18 protein-coding genes and 1 CRISPR repeat array are annotated in these 22,895 nt (G+C 60.4%); of the genes, 4 read left to right on the top strand and 14 right to left on the bottom strand.

The window, feature by feature from the left end; all coding sequences use genetic code 11:
- Nucleotides 1–158 precede the first annotated feature (158 nt).
- Nucleotides 159–608 (top strand): universal stress protein, encoded by a 450-nt coding sequence (locus OQF70_RS03055; RefSeq protein WP_280535764.1) that lies wholly within the window; start codon nt 159–161, stop codon nt 606–608.
- 51 nt (nt 609–659) lie between these two features.
- Here OQF70_RS03055 and OQF70_RS03060 read toward each other — a convergent pair whose 3' ends face one another.
- Nucleotides 660–1,220, bottom strand: a complete 561-nt coding sequence (locus tag OQF70_RS03060; protein ID WP_280535766.1) for a peptidylprolyl isomerase — start codon at nt 1,218–1,220, stop codon at nt 660–662.
- A gap of 94 nt (nt 1,221–1,314) precedes the next feature.
- Here OQF70_RS03060 and OQF70_RS03065 point away from each other — a divergent pair, with 94 nt between their 5' ends.
- Nucleotides 1,315–2,619, top strand: coding sequence for a 5'-deoxyadenosine deaminase (locus tag OQF70_RS03065; protein ID WP_280535767.1), 1,305 nt, complete (start codon nt 1,315–1,317; stop codon nt 2,617–2,619).
- 23 nt (nt 2,620–2,642) lie between these two features.
- Here the strand turns inward: OQF70_RS03065 and OQF70_RS03070 are convergent, their stop codons facing one another.
- The 5 genes from OQF70_RS03070 to OQF70_RS03090 form a co-directional block, all read right to left on the bottom strand.
- On the bottom strand, nt 2,643–3,167 hold the full coding sequence (locus OQF70_RS03070) for a Tfx family DNA-binding protein (protein WP_280535768.1): 525 nt from the start codon (nt 3,165–3,167) through the stop codon (nt 2,643–2,645).
- Nucleotides 3,168–3,246: 79 nt separating this feature from the next.
- A complete protein-coding gene (locus OQF70_RS03075) occupies nt 3,247–3,738 on the bottom strand; it encodes a TRAM domain-containing protein (protein WP_280535769.1) in 492 nt (163 codons plus the stop codon).
- Between the two features lie 76 nt (nt 3,739–3,814).
- Nucleotides 3,815–4,264, bottom strand: coding sequence for a CopG family ribbon-helix-helix protein (locus tag OQF70_RS03080; RefSeq protein ID WP_280535770.1), 450 nt, complete (start codon nt 4,262–4,264; stop codon nt 3,815–3,817).
- A gap of 82 nt (nt 4,265–4,346) precedes the next feature.
- Nucleotides 4,347–4,784: a hypothetical protein gene (locus OQF70_RS03085; protein WP_280535771.1), complete on the bottom strand. Its 438-nt coding sequence runs from the start codon at nt 4,782–4,784 to the stop codon at nt 4,347–4,349.
- Nucleotides 4,774–5,814, bottom strand: coding sequence for a zinc-binding dehydrogenase (locus OQF70_RS03090; RefSeq protein WP_280535772.1), 1,041 nt, complete (start codon nt 5,812–5,814; stop codon nt 4,774–4,776). Before OQF70_RS03090 ends, OQF70_RS03085 begins: the two co-directional genes overlap by 11 nt.
- 155 nt (nt 5,815–5,969) lie before the next feature.
- Between OQF70_RS03090 and OQF70_RS03095 the strand changes: the two genes are divergently transcribed.
- Both OQF70_RS03095 and OQF70_RS03100 read left to right on the top strand, forming a co-directional pair.
- Entirely contained in the window at nt 5,970–6,827 is an 858-nt protein-coding gene (locus OQF70_RS03095; protein ID WP_280535774.1) for a hypothetical protein, read from the top strand.
- A gap of 72 nt (nt 6,828–6,899) precedes the next feature.
- Complete coding sequence (locus OQF70_RS03100; protein ID WP_280535776.1) at nt 6,900–7,664, top strand: glucose 1-dehydrogenase; 765 nt, start codon at nt 6,900–6,902, stop codon at nt 7,662–7,664.
- 185 nt (nt 7,665–7,849) lie between these two features.
- A CRISPR array of direct repeats spans nt 7,850–12,988; the repeat unit is 30 nt; unit sequence GCTTCAAACCCACAAAGGTTCGTCTGAAAC.
- A gap of 146 nt (nt 12,989–13,134) precedes the next feature.
- Here the strand turns inward: OQF70_RS03100 and cas2 are convergent.
- From cas2 to cas6, 8 genes are all read right to left on the bottom strand, one after another.
- A complete protein-coding gene (gene cas2, locus OQF70_RS03105; RefSeq protein ID WP_280535778.1) occupies nt 13,135–13,395 on the bottom strand; it encodes a CRISPR-associated endonuclease Cas2 in 261 nt (86 codons plus the stop codon).
- A 1-nt stretch (nt 13,396) separates the two neighbouring features.
- Nucleotides 13,397–14,389: a type I-B CRISPR-associated endonuclease Cas1b gene (gene cas1b / locus OQF70_RS03110; protein WP_280535780.1), complete on the bottom strand. Its 993-nt coding sequence runs from the start codon at nt 14,387–14,389 to the stop codon at nt 13,397–13,399.
- A gap of 3 nt (nt 14,390–14,392) precedes the next feature.
- Nucleotides 14,393–14,938, bottom strand: coding sequence for a CRISPR-associated protein Cas4 (cas4, locus tag OQF70_RS03115; RefSeq protein ID WP_280535781.1), 546 nt, complete (start codon nt 14,936–14,938; stop codon nt 14,393–14,395).
- Between the two features lie 97 nt (nt 14,939–15,035).
- Complete coding sequence (locus OQF70_RS03120) at nt 15,036–17,858, bottom strand: CRISPR-associated endonuclease Cas3'' (RefSeq protein ID WP_280535782.1); 2,823 nt, start codon at nt 17,856–17,858, stop codon at nt 15,036–15,038.
- 29 nt (nt 17,859–17,887) lie between these two features.
- Complete coding sequence (cas5b, locus tag OQF70_RS03125; protein WP_280535784.1) at nt 17,888–18,679, bottom strand: type I-B CRISPR-associated protein Cas5b; 792 nt, start codon at nt 18,677–18,679, stop codon at nt 17,888–17,890.
- Between the two features lie 22 nt (nt 18,680–18,701).
- Entirely contained in the window at nt 18,702–19,727 is a 1,026-nt protein-coding gene (gene cas7b / locus OQF70_RS03130) for a type I-B CRISPR-associated protein Cas7/Csh2 (RefSeq protein WP_280535786.1), read from the bottom strand.
- Nucleotides 19,728–19,745: 18 nt separating this feature from the next.
- On the bottom strand, nt 19,746–21,863 hold the full coding sequence (gene cas8b / locus OQF70_RS03135) for a type I-B CRISPR-associated protein Cas8b/Csh1 (RefSeq protein ID WP_280535787.1): 2,118 nt from the start codon (nt 21,861–21,863) through the stop codon (nt 19,746–19,748).
- Nucleotides 21,864–21,891: 28 nt separating this feature from the next.
- A complete protein-coding gene (cas6, locus tag OQF70_RS03140) occupies nt 21,892–22,629 on the bottom strand; it encodes a CRISPR-associated endoribonuclease Cas6 (RefSeq protein ID WP_321169487.1) in 738 nt (245 codons plus the stop codon).
- Nucleotides 22,630–22,895: the final 266 nt, after the last annotated feature.

Below are 22,895 nucleotides of genomic sequence, written 5' to 3' on the forward strand. Positions count from 1 at the left end.
GTGTTATTCTCACACGCGATCGCTAATAAGCTTTGTCGGAAACGTTTTTGCGGACCGCAATACGGCGGCCCGGATCGGTGGGATACGTTCGCCGGCCGGTTCCCAGCCGATGGATCCGGGGTGACATTTTAAGCGGTCTCCGGCCGAACGGCAAACTGATGTACGATCGGATCCTGCTGCCGACCGACGGAAGCGAGGGCGTCGACCGCGCGACCACCCACGCGATCGACGCGGCCAACCGGTACGACGCCGAGCTACACGTCCTCTTCGTCGTCGACGAAAGCGTCATCAACGCCTACCCGGGAGACGAGTTCGTCCACGAGTTCGAGGGCGTCGAGCAGACGCTCGAGGACGTCGGCGAGAAGGCTGGTGAGCGGGTGCGCGAGGCCGCCGCGGACGCGGGCCTCGAGGACGTCGTTACGTCGGTCACCCACGGCGAACCCCACGAAGAGATCCTCCGGTACATCGACGAGGAGGACGTCGATCTCACCGTGATGGGGACGACGGACCGCCCCGGCGAGTACCGACGGCTGCTCGGGTCGGTGACCGAACGGGTTGCCCGGCGGTCGAGCACGCCGGTGAGCATCGTAAAAACGACCGTCGAGTAACGCGAGTCGTCGGACGTCTCGACCGGGGGCCAGTCGCCCCGCGCGTGAGACCTACTGCTCGATCGTGACCGACTCGATCGCGGCGTCGGTCATCGGCGCGTCCTGGCGGTCGGTCGGGAGCGAGCCGACTTCCTCGACGACGTCCATCCCGTCGACGACCTCGCCGAAGACCGCGTGTTTGCCGTCGAGGTGCGGCTGGGCGTCCAGGGTGATGAAGAACTGCGAGCCGTTCGTGTTCGGGCCGGAGTTGGCCATCGAGAGGATCCCCGCGCCGTCGTGGGTGAGCTCGTCGTGGAACTCGTCGTCGAACTGGTAGCCGGGGCCGCCGCGGCCGGTGCCGGTCGGGTCCCCGCCCTGGATCATGAAGTCGCCGATGATCCGGTGGAACTCGACGTCGCTGTAGAGGGGATCGATGCGCTTCTCGCCGGAGTCGGGGTCCTCCCACGCGCCGGTTCCGGGGGCGATCTCGGTGTTTTCGTAGTCGTTTGCACCCTCGGCGAGGCCGATGAAGTTCTCGACCGTTCGGGGTGCCCGCTCCGCGAAGAGCTCGACCTCGATGTCGCCGTGCGTGGTGTGCAGCGTCGCCGTCGGGTTGTCATCAGCGGTCGTCATACGTTTCGATCGGCGCGGCGGCCGGAAAACGCTGCCCATTCGGGACGTGGCGATCGCCCACCTTCTTAAGCTGCGACCCCCTGCCCATTGAGGGATGTTGATCACGGGAACGGTCGTCGCGGACGCCGAGACGGTCATCGAGGACGGCGCGGTCCGGGTCTCGGGATCGCGGATCGATGCCGTCGGAACGCGCGCATCGCTCGTCGACCACTACCCCGACGACGAACGGCGAACGGTCGACGTCGTCGCCCCGGGGCTCGTCGGGGCGCACGTCCACTCGGTCCAGTCGCTCGGCCGGGGGATCGCCGACGACGCGGCGCTGCTCGAGTGGCTCTTCGACCACGTGCTGCCGATGGAGGCGACGATGGACGCGGACGCCACCCGGATCGCCGCCGAGCTGGGGTATCTCGAGTGCATCGAGTCCGGCACGACGACGGTCCTCGACCACCTGACCGTCGACCACTCGGCGGCCGCCTTCGAGGCGGCCCGCGAGCTGGGGATCCGGGGTCGGCTCGGGAAGGTCCTGATGGACGCCGACTCGCCGGACGGGCTCGAACAGGACACGGAGACGGCGCTCGCGGAGACGGAGTCGTTGATCCGCGAGTACCACGGCACCACCGATGGCCGGCTTCGGTACGCGATCACGCCACGATTCGCGCTCTCGTGTACCGAGGCGTGCCTGCGGGGCTGCCGGGAGCTCGCGGACCGATATGACGACGTCCGGATCCACACGCACGCAAGCGAGAACCGCGACGAGATCGCCGCGGTCGAGCGCGCGACCGGAATGCGGAACGTCCACTGGCTCGATGAGGTGGGGCTGACCGGGCCGGACGTCACGCTCGCCCACTGCGTCCACACCGACGAGACCGAGCGCGAGGTCCTCGCGGAGACGGACACCGTGGTCACGCACTGTCCCTCCTCGAATATGAAGCTGGCAAGCGGGGTGGCGCCGATCGCCGACTACCTCGACCGGGGGATCACGGTGGCACTCGGCAACGACGGCCCGCCGTGTAACAACACCCTCGACCCGTTCACCGAGATGCGGCAGGCGAGCCTCCTCGGAAAGGTGGACGCACACGACCCGACGCGGCTGCCCGCCGCGACCGTCCTCCGGATGGCCACCGAGGCCGGCGCTCGAGCGGCCGGCTTCGACCGGATCGGCGCGCTCCGGGAGGGATACCGCGCCGACGTGATCGGGCTCACGACCGAACCCACGCGGGCGACGCCCGTTCACGATCCGGTCTCACACCTGGTCTACGCGGCCCACGGCGACGACGTGACGCTGACGGTGATCGACGGCGAGGTTCGCTACGCCGACGGCGAGCACGTGGACGTCGACGCCGCCGCGATCCGGGAGCGCGCACGTCGCCACGCCGAACGCGTCGTCCCGTCCGCGTGAGACGGGATCGCGATCCCCGGGGCTCAGGGATGCCGAACGCGAACCGTTCCGTCGCCGCTCACCGTGACGAAGAGCCGGCGCCGGACTTCGCGTCCGTGGACCGCATCACCGGCCGCGTCGCTGACGACCTTCATCAGCTCCGGCGCGGTACGATTGACCTTCACGCCCGCCTCGTCGCAGGCGTCATAGACCCGTCCTGGGACGTCATAGAGGTCGGTACCCGCGGGAATCTCCACGCGGACCGGCGCCGACAGCGCCTCGATGAAGGCGATCGTCTCGCGGGCCTTGTCGACGTTCTCGCGGGCGCTTGCCTCGACGCTCGAGACGTTCGCGCGGGAGGTTCCGAGCAGGTTCGCGATCGCCGACTGCTTCAGGCCGCGTTCGCGCAACACGAGTACCTCCGCCTGCCGGCGGGTGAGCACGCCGTCATCGGCGTCGAACCCGACGCGGTCGAGCAACGCATCGATGTCGACGGCTGTGGGGTCCTCGTCCCCGCCGGCGTCCGCGGGCGCCTCGCCGGCCGTCTCGCCGGCGTCGTCTCGAGTCATGACTCACCGAAGGCGGGCGACCCGGAAAAAGGTACAGTACGGACTGTCCGGCGCCCCCATATGGGGGACTGCAGCGGCCTTATCGGCCCCAGAAGTTCTCACGACTGCCGAGCCGTTCGCGGGCGGGATCCTGGTTGCGCGATCGGTCGTCCTCCTCATCGTCCACCGACCCGCCGTCACCCTCGTCGTGATCGCTGTCGCCCGCGTCGATCTCGCCGTCAGCCTCGTCGGGATCGTCCGGCAGCCGCTCGACGACCTCCTTGGCGGTGGCGTGGTTCGACTGGACGCGGTGGATACGCACCTTCGCGCGGGCCGGTGGGAGCACGCCGTCGACGAGGATGATGAAGCCGTCGTCGGTCCGCCCGACGCCGGCGCCGCTCTCGTGGATGTCGTCGACCTCGACGACGACCTCCTCGCCGGGCTGAACGGGCTGACGCTTCAGCTCGTGAATGGGCATATCGTAGTGTTGACACCACTCGGCTCCCCCGCGGTTGCCGTAGTGTTGACACCCCATTCCCTGGATCCGTTCTTCGAAACTGGGGCAGTCGTCGGCGAGTGGACAGTCCGCCATAGCCGCCTGTAGCCGGCGTTCGCTCTTTATGGTTCCGACTGGGTCCCCCGGCAGCGAATCGCCATCGCCTCCCGGATCAGGCGTCGGCGTCGTCGGCGCCGGCGTCGGCCGTGGCCGGTCCAAACTCGTCGACCGGCATCACGCTGTAGTCCACCGAGAGCGTGTCCGTCGTGGCGCGGATCTTGCCGACGAACGTCGAGATCGACTCGAGATCGCCCTCGAGCACGAACAGCTCCATGCAGTAGTGAGCGCCGACGTGGCTGTGGAAGTTGGAGGCCACGAGGTGTTCGTGTTCGTGGCGCAGCCGCATCATCCGCTCTTCGACGCTCGTCGTTTCGTAGTTGAAAAGCACCGTAACGACGGCCATCAGGTCCCGATCCTCGAGGCGGACATCCTCGAACTCCCCCAGTAGGTTCCGTGAAGCCTCCCGTATCACCTCGCTGCGTCCGGTGTAGCCGTGGTCCTCGGAGAAGGAATCGATCCGATCGAGCAGCTCCTCGGGCATCGACACGCTGACGACGGTCATATGTTAACGACGGCACCGCGAGTTGTTAAGGATTAGTGGATCCGCGGTGGGTGTCGTGTGTCCGGCTGACGAACTCGCTCACTCACTCGCCGTCGTCGACGCCGTCGGCGTCGTCGGGCGTCGCCGCCGTCATCGACCACACGGCGATGGCGCCGAGCAGCACCGCCGGGATCATCGGGAGCGCGAGGTAGGTTCCGAAGAAGGTGAGCTCGAAGCGACCGAGGACGTAGGGATAGAGGTAGATGACGCCCGGAATGAGGAGGGTACAGGTGATCAACGCGATCGTGAGCGCCCAGCCCGCGCGGCCGAATCCGTCCGGCTCCGGTTCCGGCTCGTCGTGTGCGTCTCCGGCGCTGCCGGACGGCGTCGACGTGTTGGCGTCGGTGACCGTCCCCGTCCCGTCGATGCGGACGGTTCGATCGTCGGCGTCGGGGCTCCGGCTGCCGGCGCTCGCATCGTCACGGCTGGTGTCATCGGCGGTCATCCCGCGGTCGTCCCCGGCAGCGCGGTCATCGTTCACTGTCGGGAATTACGGCTACCTTGCCAAAGCCCTCACGGTCCTCGAGCAACCGGTGGGCCGCGGCGGTCTCGCTCATCGGGAGGGTCTCGCGGATCCGCGGCTCGAGGGTGCCGTCCCAGACGAGTTCGAGGACGTCGTCGAGCTCCCCGGGCGTCGCCATCGTCGATCCGATCACGGACAGCTGGTTCCAGAAGATCCGGTTGAGCCCGGCGTCGGGGTTCGGCCCAGTGGTCGCGCCGCAGGTGACGAGCCGGCCACCCTTCGCGAGCGAGGCGAGGGAGTCGGGATAGGTGGCCGCGCCGACGTGGTCGATGACGACGTCGACGCCCCGTCCGTCGGTGAGATCCCGGACGCGGTCGGCGAAGTCGGTCGCCTCGTAGTCGATCGTGTGGTCCGCGCCGCAGTCGGCCGCGTGGCGGCGCTTCGCCTCGGTCGAGGCGGTGGCGAACACCTCGCAGCCGGCGTGGGCGGCGATCTGGACCGCCGCGTGCCCGACGCCGCCGGAGGCGCCGAGGACGAGCACGCGTTCACCCGCCGTGACGTCGGCGCGCGTGTGCAGCATGCGCCAGGCGGTCCCGAACACGAGCGGGGCCGCCGCCGCGGTCGGCCAGTCGACGCCCCCGGGCACCGGCACGAGATTCTCGGCGGGGACCGCCGCCAGCTCGGCGTGGACGCCCGGCCGGTGTTCGCCGATGATCGCGAACCGCGGACACAGCGTCGGGTCGCCGTCGCGACAGAACTCGCAGCTTCCGCAGGAGACGCCGGCTGCGACCGCCACGCGGTCGCCCGGCCCGAAGCGATCGACGTCCGCGCCGACCGCCTCGACGACGCCGGCCGCGTCGCTGCCGGGCGTGTGGGGCAGTTCGAGGTCGACCCCCGGGAGCCCCCGGCGCGTCCAAACGTCGAGGTGGTTGAGCGCGCCCGCCTTCACGTCGACCAGGACCTCCCCGCGTGCCGGCTCCGGGTCGGGGACCTCGGCGTACTCGATCACGTCACGATCGCCGTGCTCGGCGAACTGAACCGCGTGCATATCCGTCGGGTCGTCGACCAGGGACTAAACGGTTCGTGTGGAGTACGGTCGACCTCGTCTCCCCACGCCGCCAGTCGATCCCCATGCCACTCCTCGATCGCGGACGTCCTGTCGAAATGCTAAGGTTTACGGTGTGTCGTGGTGACGCCCCGAGTATGGCTGCCCTCCGCTCCCTCCGTCCAGCCGTCGGTGCCCTCACACGCAATCCGCTCCTGATCGTTCTGGTCGGGCTCTACGGACTCGTCCAGATCCCCCAGTTCGCCCTCCAACAGTCGCGGCCGCTCGTCGCGGCGGCCGTCTCACTCGGGCTCACCGGGCTGCTGATCCTCTTCGTGCCCTTCTTCCAGGCCGGGATCATCTCGATGGCCGACGAGGCGCTCGCGGGCCGGACCGGCCTCGACGCCTTCATCGCGGCCGGCAAGGCGAACTACGTCAGCCTGCTGGTGGCCTACCTCGCCGTCTTCGCGATCAACCTCGTCTTCGGGTTCGTCGCGTTCGTCGCCGGATTCGTCCTGGTCCTCTTCGGCGGCGCCGGCATCGCGTCGGGAAGCCCCGAACTGGGGCTTGCGACGCTGGCGATCGTCGCGATCGTCGGGCTCCTGTTCGTGCTCGCGTACTTGATCGTCAACTTCGCGATCCAGTTTTACGCCCACGCGATCGTCCTCGACGACGCCGACATCATCGCGGGCTTCAAGCGGAGCGTCGGCCTCGTCCGCCGGAACCTCCTGAGCGTTTTCGGCTACACGGCGGTCCTGATCGCCGGCAGCGTCGTCATCGGCGGCGTGAGCAGCGTCGCCTCGCTCCTCCTGTCGCCCGGGCCGAGCGCGCTCCCCCTGCCGGAGGCCTCCCTGCCGCTGCTGGTCGTGGCCGGCGTCGTCTACGTGGTCACCATCGCGATCGGCGGCGCCTTCTACGCCGTCTACTCGGTGGCGTTCTACCGGTCGATCTCCGGGGGCGTCGCCGGCGGTGTCGGCGGTACCGCCGGGGCCGGGACTCCGGGGAGTCGTCTCTAGCGGGCGTCGGTCGTTCCGGTCGTCTCGGATCGGCCATATGACTTTTCACATATGTGAACGAACCAATAGGTGATGTCTTCCTTCGATGATGCCGTCGCAGTCGTCACCGGCGCGGGATCGGGTATCGGACGCACGACCGCCCTCGAGTTCGCGGACCGCGGTGCGAGCGTCGTGGTCGCGGACGTCGACGTCGACGGCGGCGAGGAAACCGTCTCGCGGATCACGAACGCGGGCGGGGACGCCACCTTCGTGAAGACCGACGTGACGGACCCCGAGCAGACGCAGGCGATGGTGGATGCCGCCGTCGAGACGTACGGCCGGCTCGACTACGCGTTCAACAACGCGGGGATCGGCGGCGAGCAGGCGCCGGTCGCCGACTACCCCACCGACCAGTGGGAGGCCGTCATCGACGTCAACCTCGTCGGCGTGTTCAACTGCGTCAAAGCCCAGATCGCTCGACTACAGGAACAGGATGCCGGCGGCGTGATCGTGAACAACGCCTCGGTCCTCGGGAAGGTCGGCTTCGAGACGTCCTCGGGATATGCCGCCGCGAAACACGGCGTCCTCGGGCTGACGAAGACCGCCGCGCTCGAGACCGCCGACAGCGACGTGCGCGTGAACGCCGTCTGTCCCGGCTTCATCGAGACGCCGCTGCTCGAGGAAGGCGGCATCACGAGCGATCCCGAGGTCCGCGAGCAGATCGAGGGTCGACACGCGATGAATCGACTCGGCAGGCCCGAGGAGGTCGCAACCGCCGTGGCCTGGCTCTGCAGCGACGAGGCGTCCTTCGTCACCGGCGAGGCCCTCGACGTCGACGGCGGCTACCTCAGCCAGTAGCGACGGTGGACGATCAGCGGGTTTGACGGGAGAGTTGTACGGTGATCACGGTTCCGTCATCGTGAGGCGCAGGCGACCCGAGAGCGTGATCGAGACGGTCAGGAAACCGAGTCGGATTGGAACCCGCCGACCATCACGATCGTAGCGATCGTGAGGACCTCGATCGACGTTTTCTCGGGGTCTCTGCCTCATCCCCACGAGGAGTCGTCTGAAGCTCGACCCCGACGCATCCGGGCCTCCATCAGCCGGGATCTTCAACCCCACGAGGGTTCGTCTGAAACCGCACCGCCGAGCGTCCCGCCGGTGTGGGAGATGGTGCTTCAAACCCACAAAGGTTCGTCTGAAACCGTCGCGTCGAGTACAGTCACGTCGGACATATACCGAGCTTCAAACCCACAAAGGTTCGTCTGAAACACACGCCGCGCGAGTTGCGGCGAGTTCGTCAAGGTTGCTTCAAACCCACAAAGGTTCGTCTGAAACTATTGATAATTATTTGCCTGACTTGCAAAAATGGAGCTTCAAACCCACAAAGGTTCGTCTGAAACCTTGTGTGTTGCCACTCTCATCATAGAACCATTGCTGCTTCAAACCCACAAAGGTTCGTCTGAAACCATTTGGTGTGAGCGTGAGCGAGAACTCAAATATGCTTCAAACCCACAAAGGTTCGTCTGAAACACCCAGCGCGCTCGAGCAGCACCACTGCCTGCCGCTCGCTTCAAACCCACAAAGGTTCGTCTGAAACGACGGAGACAGATGCCACCCCTCGATCGGAGGTGCCAGCTTCAAACCCACAAAGGTTCGTCTGAAACGTTGCGCTGTTCGACGGCGGCGATCGCCCCGAACAGCTTCAAACCCACAAAGGTTCGTCTGAAACCGTACCGGCGTAGATGGCCTCGCCGGACAACCCCTCGCTTCAAACCCACAAAGGTTCGTCTGAAACGCTGGTACCAGAATCGCGATCGAGTGAGCGACGCGAGCTTCAAACCCACAAAGGTTCGTCTGAAACGATCGAGATCGCCGACTACGCCTCCGCGATCCAGGCGCTTCAAACCCACAAAGGTTCGTCTGAAACCCGGTACACGTCCGCCTCGCCTTTCGGCTCGCCGCTTCAAACCCACAAAGGTTCGTCTGAAACCTGTGGCGCGTGCACCGATCGGCCAGCTCGCGGTGAGCTTCAAACCCACAAAGGTTCGTCTGAAACGCCGAGCGCTTCCTGCGCCGCGATCTCCTCGGTGTCGCTTCAAACCCACAAAGGTTCGTCTGAAACCTCCGTGGAGAGGCCAGCCAGTAACGTCCGGACGTCGCTTCAAACCCACAAAGGTTCGTCTGAAACCCCCAGTAGGTAAGCCACCGGCACCGATGGCACCGCGCTTCAAACCCACAAAGGTTCGTCTGAAACGACGTCGACGAACACGTAATTGACCGATCCGGTCGTGCTTCAAACCCACAAAGGTTCGTCTGAAACTCGGCCGGTGTGGACGATTAACGCCCGATAAAACCACGCTTCAAACCCACAAAGGTTCGTCTGAAACAGTTCGAACTCGGCGATGACACGATCGCCGTCGCTTCAAACCCACAAAGGTTCGTCTGAAACGACTGAAGAAGCTCGCCGAGTCGGTCGCTCATCTTAGCTTCAAACCCACAAAGGTTCGTCTGAAACTGACCTTTTTGTCTGGCATACCCACTACTCACGCGCGCTTCAAACCCACAAAGGTTCGTCTGAAACCCCGTCGTGTTTTCCAATCACGACCCACACCTCCGAGCTTCAAACCCACAAAGGTTCGTCTGAAACCGGCGTGATCGCGTTGCCGGCCGCCATCCAGAAGGAGCTTCAAACCCACAAAGGTTCGTCTGAAACGGAGGAGGGGATGCGATACCCGACGAACAGGACTTGCTTCAAACCCACAAAGGTTCGTCTGAAACTGCGCGTACGCGTCCGCCTCGCCCTGTGAGGTGATGCTTCAAACCCACAAAGGTTCGTCTGAAACGCGAAAAGACGTCCTGGGCGTCCTGACCGATCCCGTCGCTTCAAACCCACAAAGGTTCGTCTGAAACTCGGTATCCGCGGTGATGTACCCCATCCGCACGCCGCTTCAAACCCACAAAGGTTCGTCTGAAACACTTCTCAAACGGCCTTGGACCTTTGTCAGTAAATGGCTTCAAACCCACAAAGGTTCGTCTGAAACCCCGCGTGGATCGTCGAGACGGTCTGCCGGTGGGATGCTTCAAACCCACAAAGGTTCGTCTGAAACCGTGGTCGAGATACTCCAAAACCGCTTGTCTGAGCTTCAAACCCACAAAGGTTCGTCTGAAACATTGCCAATCCGCCTTCGGTGCCTGACCTGGCGACTGCTTCAAACCCACAAAGGTTCGTCTGAAACTTGGTTTTCCCATTCGCCGTCGCCGCCGTCGATCCAGCTTCAAACCCACAAAGGTTCGTCTGAAACGGTCGTGCTGTCGGTCTTCTCCTCGGCTGCACTTGCTTCAAACCCACAAAGGTTCGTCTGAAACACCCCCAGAACGCTGCCATCGAGGGAACGTAATCAGGCTTCAAACCCACAAAGGTTCGTCTGAAACTGGAACGGCGTGCTGAATCGAAGTTCCGAGACTGGGCTTCAAACCCACAAAGGTTCGTCTGAAACTGGTGAACGCTGGCTGAACCTGGATCGAGACTGGGCAGCTTCAAACCCACAAAGGTTCGTCTGAAACCACCGGCTTCAGCGATGTTCACGATGGCCCAGCAGTGCTTCAAACCCACAAAGGTTCGTCTGAAACTCCTCGATGTGCCTGGATGTGGCAGCATACACATCGCTTCAAACCCACAAAGGTTCGTCTGAAACAACGGGAACCAGGCCGAACGATGGGTTCGTGAACAGTGCTTCAAACCCACAAAGGTTCGTCTGAAACTCTGAAACCGTTCCAGATGGGCGTTCAGCGGATCCACGCTTCAAACCCACAAAGGTTCGTCTGAAACCCTGGCGAAACGTGGGTGAATCCACGGATTCCTGCTTCAAACCCACAAAGGTTCGTCTGAAACGACAACTCAGCGCGATCTCGAAACGAGGTGAGTTCGCTTCAAACCCACAAAGGTTCGTCTGAAACACACGAGCGCCATCCCCGCCGGGAGTCGCGTCGCAAGCTTCAAACCCACAAAGGTTCGTCTGAAACTCTACGACCTGAAGCGGAACTCGCTGTGGGCGTCGCTTCAAACCCACAAAGGTTCGTCTGAAACTGAAATATGGGAACCAGTTCGAAGAACGGGATCGGCTTCAAACCCACAAAGGTTCGTCTGAAACGTTCCACCAGTGGGCTGCTGGTAATATCAAAAGATGCTTCAAACCCACAAAGGTTCGTCTGAAACGGCTGATCTGGCTAACCCCACGCCGTTTTTCGTGGGCTTCAAACCCACAAAGGTTCGTCTGAAACTGGGTCGTGCCCCCGCCACGAAGTTCGTCGAGGGTGCTTCAAACCCACAAAGGTTCGTCTGAAACCATCGATTCCTTCCCCTTCTTACTGGCCCAGTGGCCGCTTCAAACCCACAAAGGTTCGTCTGAAACCTCCTTACGGGTTTTCGGGAGGACTCGGAGGACAAAGCTTCAAACCCACAAAGGTTCGTCTGAAACAGCGCGAAACCTCCGTCGATCGCGTCGATCAGCGAGCTTCAAACCCACAAAGGTTCGTCTGAAACACGTCGATCTCCTCGACCCCCTCGGTCGAGATCCCGCTTCAAACCCACAAAGGTTCGTCTGAAACGACGCGATCGCCGCCGTCGCGATGGCTATCGGGAAGCTTCAAACCCACAAAGGTTCGTCTGAAACACCGATATCTGGGGCGACCATCCGCCCGGAATGACGCTTCAAACCCACAAAGGTTCGTCTGAAACCGTATGACCTCTCCTACGAGCAGGGCGGGATGACGACGCTTCAAACCCACAAAGGTTCGTCTGAAACACCGAGTCGTTGCCCACCGAGAAGGGGGACGAAGCGCTTCAAACCCACAAAGGTTCGTCTGAAACCGAGAGAACGGTCGCTTTCGCGAGCGCCGCTTTGTTGCTTCAAACCCACAAAGGTTCGTCTGAAACGAACCTTCTGATCGCCGAGGGGACCGTCGAGGCACCGCTTCAAACCCACAAAGGTTCGTCTGAAACAGTGATGTCGGCCGGACCGACCCGCGCGTGTGGGATGCTTCAAACCCACAAAGGTTCGTCTGAAACTCGTAGTTCCTCCCAGGCGGCGATCTGCGCATCAGTGCTTCAAACCCACAAAGGTTCGTCTGAAACCACGGATACGTCCAGATTCGGCAAGGACGTCGTCGGCTTCAAACCCACAAAGGTTCGTCTGAAACTCGAGGACGTCGACGCCGAGTTCGTCCTGGAGCGCTCGCTTCAAACCCACAAAGGTTCGTCTGAAACTCCGCGATCGGCAACTCGGAGTCCGCCAGGCGTTCGCTTCAAACCCACAAAGGTTCGTCTGAAACCGAGCCCTCGACTCGACGCTCGATCCCGTTGCTCAGGCTTCAAACCCACAAAGGTTCGTCTGAAACAACGGGTCTCTCGCCGTCCTCTATCGGGTCTCCGCTTCAAACCCACAAAGGTTCGTCTGAAACGCGAGAGATCCTGTTGCATGAGGAGGTCGAGTCCGCTTCAAACCCACAAAGGTTCGTCTGAAACCGTCGTAGCGCTGCCCCTCGAGGAGCAGCATCACGAGGCTTCAAACCCACAAAGGTTCGTCTGAAACATCTGCTGCGTGCGGATGTCCTCGTCTCGGTGGGTGCTTCAAACCCACAAAGGTTCGTCTGAAACTGATGAAGGCCAAACACGAGGAGGAGGACAACAAGCTTCAAACCCACAAAGGTTCGTCTGAAACTGCGGCGAGAGCGTCTCAAACGTCGGCTGGTAGTGGCTTCAAACCCACAAAGGTTCGTCTGAAACCACTCCGGGATGCTTGCAGACGGCGAGACGATCGACGCTTCAAACCCACAAAGGTTCGTCTGAAACGGTGATCGTGGTCGTGGGTGCGGCAGGGAGGGGCTACGCTTCAAACCCACAAAGGTTCGTCTGAAACCGAGTGGCCGTCGATCTGCCGCGACGTCCTCGAGCTTCAAACCCACAAAGGTTCGTCTGAAACTGTTGGGTTAACGATTCCCAAGGAAGGATTAGACGAGCTTCAAACCCACAAAGGTTCGTCTGAAACGATCAGGATGGCCGCCTTCTCGCCGACGTACTCTTTGCTTCAAACCCACAAAGGTTCGTCTGAAACCGTCGAGAAATCCGTCGTGCGTGCCGCCTACCGGGCGCTTCAAACCCACAAAGGTTCGTCTGAAACCCGCCCTGATTCGGGCGAGTAGAGGCCATTACTGGCCGAAATCACATTAACATTTTCATCGACCTCCAATACCTCCCAAACCCCTGGGGGGTTGATGGATTGCCATCGTCAAGGCTGGCCAATCCAGATCGAAGGGGATGACGATGCTATGTGAATCGGCTTCCAGGCTCATCAACGTCACCGAAGGTCGAAAATTCGAACGCAGCAGGATTTGAGGATTCGAATACGACGATTGAATCGTCCGGCTCCAGTTTCTTTTGAATATCGTTCTTCATTGCGGTGACCTGTCCTTCGGTGAGTTCACCGTAAAAAACGGAGTACTGGAGATGTTCCAGCCGGCGCCGGAGCAGCTTCCGGTACACGGACGTCCTCTCCGCAGGGACGTCATAGACAACGATCACGTGCATCTCACCACCACCGTTCGGTTGCGTGGTATTCCTCTCCGGTTAAAATATGCTTCTTCAGGCTGAGGACGTCCGTGCGGACGAGCGTCTTGTAACTCACGTTCCGCTCAAGCCGCGGGTGAGCTACCGTCTCGTCCAGGAGTTTTTCAAACTCTTCAAGCACGGTCATCCGACCACTTTCGGTTAACAGACAGCCGTCGAGCTCCGATTCGAAATCATCAGCTGTGATTTGTTGACGGTTAACTAGTCGAAAGACGAGGCGATCGGCCAGAACCGGTTTGAAGATGTCAGCGATATCTAGGGAAAGCGTAAACCTGCGCTCGCCCGGTTCGTGTACGAACCCGACTGTCGGATCGAGTGCAGTTTTTCGGATCGCGGAGACGCAGGTCGTGTACGTCATCCCATTTAAGAACGAGACGATGGCATTGGCTTCGTTTGTCGGTGGGTTATACTGCCGTTTCGTGAGTTCGAATGGATCGCGTAGAATCCGGTCAAAACAACGATAATACGCCTTTCGTGCGTTCCCTTCAACCGCTCGTAATTCGTTTATGGTCTCTATCGACGTCACTTGCTCTTTCGCAGCAGCGAGATCCGAGATGGCGTCACCAAACTCTCCCCGTCGCCCATCATAGTACCGGAGGTTGCTCCGCATATTGTGGATGCTCGCCCGTATAATCCGTTGCGCGATAGCGAGTCGGCGATCGTCATCATAAGCACGGACCTGCTCGACGACGGTGTTCCCGGACACTTGCCCCCGTTTTGGTAGGTACGAACCCTTGTAATAGTCTTTCCACCCGAATACGTGCGCGGGCACACCGTGGTCGTTCAGCAGCCCCAGCGCGCGAGTGTTGAAATCGATCTGCCCGTGGAGGTATAATGAGTCGATGGATTCGACCGGTAAATACTCCGTTTCACCATCCAACGTGTCGATGCGTAGCGTTCCTTCATTACGCGAGAGTGTCCCGTCAGCGAAAACGTGATGATTTGGTTTTGGCATTGGTTACATCCAGCAGATATCTTGGTACAGACAACTATCGCAGTACGGTTTCTTTTCTAATGCCGGCGGTGTTTCCGCGGCGACCGTGTCCAAGATCCCTTCGATCGTCGCCTCGATTTGAGCCGTCGTCTCTGCGTTCAGCTCGACTTGTTCGCGACTTCGTTCGGTCGGGTAGGCGAGTACGCCGTCCTTTTCGATATTATGGATCTCGCGCAGATACCAGAGGTAAAACAGAAGCTGCATACGAGCCGGTTTCTCCAACGCTGAGGAGACCTTCACCTCCATTATGTCTCCGGAATCAAGCACGTCAAGCTGGATCCGACCGTCTATCTGGAAGGACTTTCGCGAACCTTGATAGCTGGTTTCGTCGACGTGAGTTCCGCGTTGAATATTGGTTGTTTCCCTATCGATGTCGATATCCCGCGACATAAACCAGAGTTCACGCCGGCAGACGTGATAGTATTGGACCATAAGTCCCGTAATACGCGTCTGGGGATTACGCGCAGGGTCACGTTCCGCCGCAACGTATTCGTCTACACTGATGGACATCGTATTAGCCTCCCTGCCCGGTATCAAGACATTTAGATGACATCTGTATACCTGAATCAAGAAGAGCTATATAAAACTGGGGTAGAACGGTGGTTTGTCAGAAACTCGTGAAGCGCCCTGAGACGCCCTCCGATTCCCGAAGGCCACCGTCAGCAAAGTCATATGAGAGACCGCCGCTTCCGGTATACCAGAACACCTGTACGCCATCCGCGGACTCCTCTTTTCCGTCAATACGCGTGATACCTGCGGCATCGTCAATGACGGTCGCCGGGACGGAGATCCGGATGTCGGAACAGTTCTCAAGCAGTTCGTATGCTCGGCGGGGACGCTCCGAAAACAGGTCTCGGATCTCGTTCAGCCGCCGGCGCTCGGAAGCGGTCAGTCCGACCAGGACGTCGAAGGTTTCCCGTCCGTCAATAAGTGACCGTTTCGCGAGATTCGGCGCGTCCGCCGTCTCAATATATTCCCGGATTCGTCCGCTCGAGAGTTGTTCCTCGCTCAGACGGTTGAAGTACTCATCCACCGCTTCTTTCGAGACGTCGACATCGCGTGCATCCGAGGGATTCGGGACGTTATTGAGGACGTCTCCAATGAGTTCCAGATGGGCCGGAAGCCGAAGTTCCTCACCGTGGCGTTCATACACATAGTGAGCCAGCGGTGGGCTCGTTGGGTTCTGAGGAGTATCCTCGTCAGTGCGAGCAAGCGTCCAGACGGTAACCCGTCCACCGTTCTTTCCCCACTCGTATGAGCGGTTGCAACGGCCCGCCGCCTGCACGATACTATCCGGCGGGGCAACGTCTCGAAACACGTTTTCAAAACTGAGGTCAACGCCCGCCTCGATCGCCTGTGTTGAAACGAGGATCACGGGTACCTCACTCGTCGCGAGCCACGTCACCAGTTGGATCAGAACCTGTCGATCAAACGGCCGATATCGCGAGTTAAGCGTCAGGAGGTAGATCTGTTTTCCTCCGTCATCCATTGGGGACGCCGTTGGATCGAATTCCTGGCGGTCGATCGGGTTCTCAAACCCGACATCTTCCAGTACGGCGGCCGCGACTGAGCGAACCGATCGGCAGGTCGTCGCATCAATATCCCGTCGTTCCAGAACCGTTCTGATCGAGTCCCCCAGGTGAACTACTTTCTCCCGGTCCTGGATCGCCTCCGTCAGTGTCCGGGAGCTCTGGATGGTGTTACAGATAGCCAGACAGGAACCCTGTTGACCGAGGCTATTGTAAATACGATCCGCGGCAGTCTTGTGGCTCACATAGTGCTTTTCAGGGGCTTCCGGCGACGGATCAAGCGACCGCGCCGTCGTGTCTATCGTGTAGCGAACACGTTCCGCTTCCTCGAAGTACTGCTCTTCCGGGGCTGGAGGAAGCTGGATCGGATACGTCGGATTAGCCTCACAGCGAACACAGGAGTCGGACGTATGGTCTGCACCGGCGCTAAGCAGCGATACCGTCTCTCGATCCCGAAGCAGCGTCGGCTGCGTCGCCGTCATCGCGATGACCCGGGCGTTATATTCGTCCGTGAGCAGGTCCAGCAGACGCTGGACGCCGTCCCACCAGCCTTTCGGCAGCGCCTGGGGCTCATCAAGAATTACTATCCCGCCATCCAGCGCGGAGAGCTTCAGACCTTGGCGATTGGTGGGTCCGGCGAGGCTTTCGAAGAGTTGCACGAAGGTCGTGAGAACCGTGCCATCACGCCAGGCCTCCCCGAGAAGCGCGGCGTGCTCGTTCGCATCCGTGTCGTCGACGTCATCGGTTCCGGAACCATAGTGAACGACCGTCTCACTCAAGTAATGATGGACAGTAAGCGCCGACTTCGTAGGGTCGGCGCCCCAGAGATCTTCGTCCTCGAAGATCGCCCGAGTCTGTTCGATGATGCTCGTATACGGCAACGCGTAGACGATCGGTCGTGGTTCCGATCGTTGGTCCGTCTCATCGAGTATGTCACGCGCTTCGAATGCCGCCGACAGGCCGGTGAACGTTTTGCCGAGGCCGGTCGGTAGCGAAAGGGTCGCGACGGCGGAGTCATCACCGTTCAGCCAGTGGTGTACCCCACGTATCGATTGTCGGCGGGCTCGTTCGCGATCATCGTTGAGTCGAGCCGTGAGTTCGTTCGTCGGTGGTTCATCTCGGAGGTCGGCAATGTATTCCTCGATAACGTCCTTTTTGAGCGTATCAAGGTCAAAGACGGCCGACCCATCAATCGGGATCGCGTGGCTCTTATCGGCAAGCGTAGTGGCGGCCCAGTAGTGGAGGAGTCGGTCGTAGAGCTTCGCGGGGAGCTTCTTCGACTCGGGCTCGATGCCACCGAATAGTTCTTCGGCACTGTGCGATCGTAGTTCATCCGCTGCAGAACCGGATCGAGCCCACTCGTAGAACTCTCCCCACGAGCACTCGGAACCAGCCTCCTCGAACAGGCCTGTGACTGCTGCTGGCCAGGCGGAATCGATCGCTTCGAGTTGTGAAGACAGTACGTTCGACCCCGATTCGAAAGCACCTGCAAGCGTTTCTGCAGTATAACTCGCTGCTTTCGGTAGTGCTTGGTGATGACGTGCTATCGCTAGTGTTCCCGCGAGTCGGTCACGGGGTGGTGCGTCCAGCTCCCCCAGTACGTACCAGGTTGCGAGTGCCCCAAATCTGGCGTGGGCCTTCTCCTCGGATGGACCGTCGTATTCTCCTCGGACGTACGCTTGAAACTGTGGAGTTGCTTTGCCGATATCGTGAAGCGTCGCGGTGGCTCTGAGATAGTCCGCTCGTTCGTCGCTCGGCCCAAACAGGCGAGCGGCCCGATCACCAACGACCGCGTTATGCGCCGTCAGTCGGAGATCGCCAGCGGGCGTCAGACTCTCAGCATCGTATCCGTCCCGAACATCTGGGTCATCGATCGGATGGGAAATGAGTGGCTGTTTCATTGTTCAAAGCGGATGTGGTCGAGCGGCGACTATCGGAACACGACGGTTCGATCTTCCACCTGAACGGGAGTTACATCAGCTTTGTCAGCGATTTTTACCCGTTCGCCGCTTCGTTTGGTGAACACATAATCATCGAACCGTGTCGTCCGCCGACCACCGCGTTCGGCCTCCATAACGGCTGGTGACCGTTCCACACCGTAGGACACGCCAGGTTGTGGGACCGTCTCCGATAGCGATACCGGGACGATCGAATCGATGCCGTCGGCGTTCGACGTATGAGTCGGGCTGGCATCGGTCGTGACGTCCTCGATAGTCGCGAGATATTCGGATTTCCCGAGGCTCGGTGGGTAAACCGCCGTCCCGTTGTCGAGATGGTCCCGTAAGGATTCGTAGAAGGATGCGTCCTCAACGGCAACGTCGATCCTGTATACCGGGTCCGCGAGCACCTCGTAGGCGTGGAGTTGTCGGTCTTTCGTTGTATCCTGGTAGGTGATCTGATACGACCGCCAATGACCACGCGTTTGTGTGACGTCTTGCCCTGGATCAGTTCCGAGCCCTGTTGTCGGAACGTTAACCGTTCTGAGGTCCGCGAGTGGCGTGATAGAGATCGCGGAGTTATCGCTCTGAAAGACGTCGTAGTAGGAATCTCGGTTCGAGCCGACGATCGCTGCAAGCAGCCCCGAAACCGTTGTTCGTGGCGGGATCCGGTATGTCTGCTTCGTAACGCTGCGTCCAACCCGCTTGAAATGTCCCCACGTGGACCGAATGGTAAAGGACAGACAGCGGTCCGGGACGCCATCGTCGTCGATGTGTGGGGTCATTTTGCTGTGATGTTCGGAGACACTAGTTTGCGAGGTCACGCTCTTCGATGACGTCGATCTCGTGGACGTCATAGCCGGCTTCCGAGAGCACGTCGCCGAAGTCATCGGCGGAGACGAGATCGGACCCAGTATCGACCGTGAGACGTCTGTCGCCAAGAACGTGAACGGTTTCAATACGATCGGAGACGTCCGAAAGCGTCTCAAGGAGCTCGGACGCGTCGACGGTGACGTCGGACACGGAGCGGAGCGGCTGTTCGCTTTCTTCGGCGAGATCGAGCAGGTTCTGCAGGCCGCCGATATGGAAATCCTTCTCCGAGTATTCCACACGCACGTAGAGTCGCGGTTCCTGGCCGAGCTTCGACCGCGATGTCGTCTGATTCTTCAGGGCCCGCCAGCACAACGTATCCAGTCGCTGAACGTCGTCTTTCGAGAGATTCGTCGCCGCAGCGTTGTTGTTGTCCACAAGTCCCCAGAACGGGAAGATGCCGTATTTGATGCGCTTATCATCGAGGTCAAAGCCGCCTTGGCGGTTCTCCTCACCAGTCGAGATGACGCTCGTCAGTGAGTCGTATTCCTCGTTTTCCTCGACTTCATTCAGCGACTTCGAGGGGAGGAACTGAACCGGTCCTTGGAAGTTGTTCGGGAACGAGTCGCTGAGGGCCTGTCGGAACGCCTCGTCTTCTTCATCGTCGCTTGATTCGAAGCTGAGGGTTGCTCCGAAATAGCGGACGTCGGTCGCAGCATCGAGGAACCTCTTCCCGAGGTCGGAGACGTCTTCGATATCGTCGGCGTCATTGACATCGTCTAACACGTCTTTAACGAGCGTCGTTCTGGTTCGGGATTCTCCGTTGAGCTTCTTCACGTAGATGTCGAAGCCGTCATCGAGGAGTTGATCCCGGATATACCGCTTGAGACGAACATCAGTGACGATTCCTTGTCCCGTATCCGGGTCACGACGAGGACGGTTGTCGCCGATGGGGTTGCCGTTGGGATTGCAGTCCTGTGCGTCGTACACGAAGAGGATTTCCGAGCGGTTGGGTGTCGTCATTGTTTTTGGATATGGATGTTAGTCAGCAGACTGTTCTTCGGCCATCTCGGCCTGACTACTGTCTTCTCTCAGGTCGAACGCGACTGGCATAGATCGCCGTCCGTGGGCGTGACCAAGTACGTAACAGAACCGGAGTTCGCGCTTATCGATGTCCCATTTCGACGGCATCTCTTCGGTCGTCTCAATGAGTTCGTCAACCGTCTCCGGGAAGAGGAGGTCGCGCTCGTACTCCGAATCGTGTGCATAAACTTTGGCCTTTTCCAGAGCGGACGTGAGGGCATTTTCGAGCCCGTTTTTCGTGAGTTCATCACCCGCCGTCTTTGAATCCAGCGGACGGCCGACTCCCCGCTCGTTTTCTTGATGCCAGCTCACTTGGCCGACAAGCACGCCTGCAACGGCCGCTGCGCGTCGAGTCGTTGCGTCGAAGAGCGGCCGTTCCAGAAAAGAATCGAGCCGTTGTGTTCGAATCTCCGATACCTCCGTCATATCGATGTTTCTCTCCGTTAGTGAAGTCATCTGTTGGTCTGGTTCGATGGGAACGTCAAGGCCGTTCAGGAGGCCAGCCCGTGAAAGGGCCTCCAGCTGGACAAGCTGCTGTGCGATCAGTGGCGCAGGCGGGGGATCGCCGTCTTCGCTGGCATCATCATATCGATCGAGGTACTCTCCGAAGAGTACCGACGCCTCGATCGGGGTGCCAGCGATGATTCGATGATCGACGATCCGCCGGAAATCATCGCCCTCCTCGTCGCGGTACGCGAAGGTACTATTCGTGAATTCGTGGCCGGCGATCAACCCATACGCAACCTTCCGTCCGGGGTCTCGCTTCGTTGGGAGATCCAGTAGCGGCCATCCCTGATGCGGAGTAAAGCCGCCACGCTCCGGATCGAGGGTCGGACCCTGTCTGGTGTCGACCAGTGCATCGGCCAGCGTGGTCAACCAATACGTATCGGCGGCCGGTTCCTCAGCGATGACGTTCTTATCGTCGCTGATCGGCATCGTGACCATATAGAACCGGAGCTCGGTCTCTGCAAGTTCACGTATCGTCTCGTCGTCGCTATCTTGGAACCGATATGTGACGCGAGCCATCGGTGGTGTCCCCGTCTCGTCGTCATCGGAATTACGAAGGGCATCGATCGCTCGGTAGAGCAACTGCGCTTTCTCGGCGGTGAGTTCCCCAGCGAAATAGGGCAGTGCGTACGTCTCTATGCCGCCGTTGCGATGGACGCAGGCATCGATCAGATCTTGACCCTTCGAGAACAGCATCGCAACGTCCTCGCTAACCGGGTAGTTGCGCCAGGACTCCTGTTTACGGAGGGCCGGTTGGGCGTCCGGGTGCTTGACCGAAAAGATCCCGAGGGGACTCTCCGGTGTCCCGACGACGTGTGCTTCCTCGCCGGTGACAACACCGACAGCATCACCCTCCGATGCACCGGAGTCGATGTTCTTATCGGCAGCGTTGCCGGTCGCATACCGGCGCATCGCTGCATTGAGAACGTCGATATCTGCAGGATAGATCCAGTCCGCACCGCGGTCATCCGGCCCCTCGATTTCGGTGGTATCGACGCGGAACCGGATCGTCAGGACCGTCGGGATGGACTCGTCGGCTGGAAGCCGCGAAACGATATCCTCCTCGAGGGACTCGAGGCTATCCGAATCCTTCTCGAAGAGATCCGCGAGCGCGTCGATGATCCAGCCATCCGGATGGCCATCGTCACCAGTTACGCTTTGCACTCGATCCTGTCCCGTCCAGGAGCGGACACGGCCGAGGATCGTACTCGCGACACCGTTGGCATCGTTACCGTTTTTCGACCCGATCTGTGTGAGACTATATTTTGCCCCACGTCCGGAGGATTTGTGTGAGTACGCCAGGTTCGGAATATCCGATTCACGGAGAGGCTGGCGCTCAAACCCCTCAATCGCTGGCGCATCGCCGGTTAAGTCGACGTCAACGGTGATGAGACGCCCCTCGTCGACGAACGGATCAAGCTTGCTCGAGGTTGTATAGAGTTCTCCGCCGCTTTCGGCGACGGCTAGCACCCCATACAGTGCCATTACATCCTCGAAGCTCGCCGGTGGACGATCGTGCCAGTATTGGTCGATGGCCTCCTGGAAGTCGGACCTTGTGGGGCTGCTCACGGTCGGGTCACCACCTGCTGCTGCGACATTATTGTACCCCTTCCTGGGCTTGCAGCGCTTCCCGGGGGCCGACTTTCGAGTCCTGTTCAATATTGATGAAGCCCAGTCCCAGAGCGTTTCTCTCTCCGAGCCCGGCATCCAGCGCCAGATTTAGGTGACGTCGATGATCGTCATCGCGAACCTCGTACTCGAATCGCCATTTCGAAAGTACGACCGTTCGTTCCTCGCCTTGCGTCACTTCCAGCGGCAGTGCGAAGGTCTTTATTAGCTCGTATTCGCTGAACAGGTTTCCTTCCCGGTCAGTCGGACCTGGAAGTTCATCCGGACAGAAGAGGTCGTGTTTCTTATCGAGATTTTGTTGGATCTGTGTCTGAAGTGGATCCATCGAGTGCTCCGGCCGCCAGAACACGGCGCCGTCACCGTCAGGTTCGATACCGTAGTCATCGAGCCTCCAGGGTGGGATACGGACGAGGAGGCCTGTCCCACTCTCGATCGTCCCCCGTGTCCCCGGCTCGCCAACGTCGGGGGAGACCGGCGTGACGTCGGTCACTTCGAACGACATCTCCCCGACGTTGAATTCCGGATCCTGTGCGAGTCCTGCGGAAACAGCCCGTAGCAGATCTGGATCCGTCGCTGAGACGAGCACGTTCCGCTGTTCTCCTTCGGAGATATCTCCCCACGGAAATATGTTCGAGAAACATAGCCCGATCGGGCGGTTCGCATCGTGGAGATCGGTGAACTTCGTCCCCTCGAGGGTGCGCCAAATTCGGCCTCGGAGCTGGTGATGTGCCGCGTGATTATAGACTGTGCTTGCTTGGGCTTCGAGCCGGATCAGCAGTCGCATATACTGGCCCATTGAGGTGTTACTTGGGAGAGCATATCAGTTAGTGATCATTGTCTCTCATTGTATAAGTGTTTGTGCAACGGTAAACGAAAGAAACCCCCAATGGGGTTCGTCTGAGAACTGTCGATGCACCCCATCTCAGTCCTTCTGCTTCAAACCCTCTATCAGGGGACGACTGGAACGAAAGT

Source organism: Halopenitus sp. POP-27 (genome assembly GCF_029889855.1).
Lineage (GTDB): Archaea > Halobacteriota > Halobacteria > Halobacteriales > Haloferacaceae > Halopenitus > Halopenitus malekzadehii.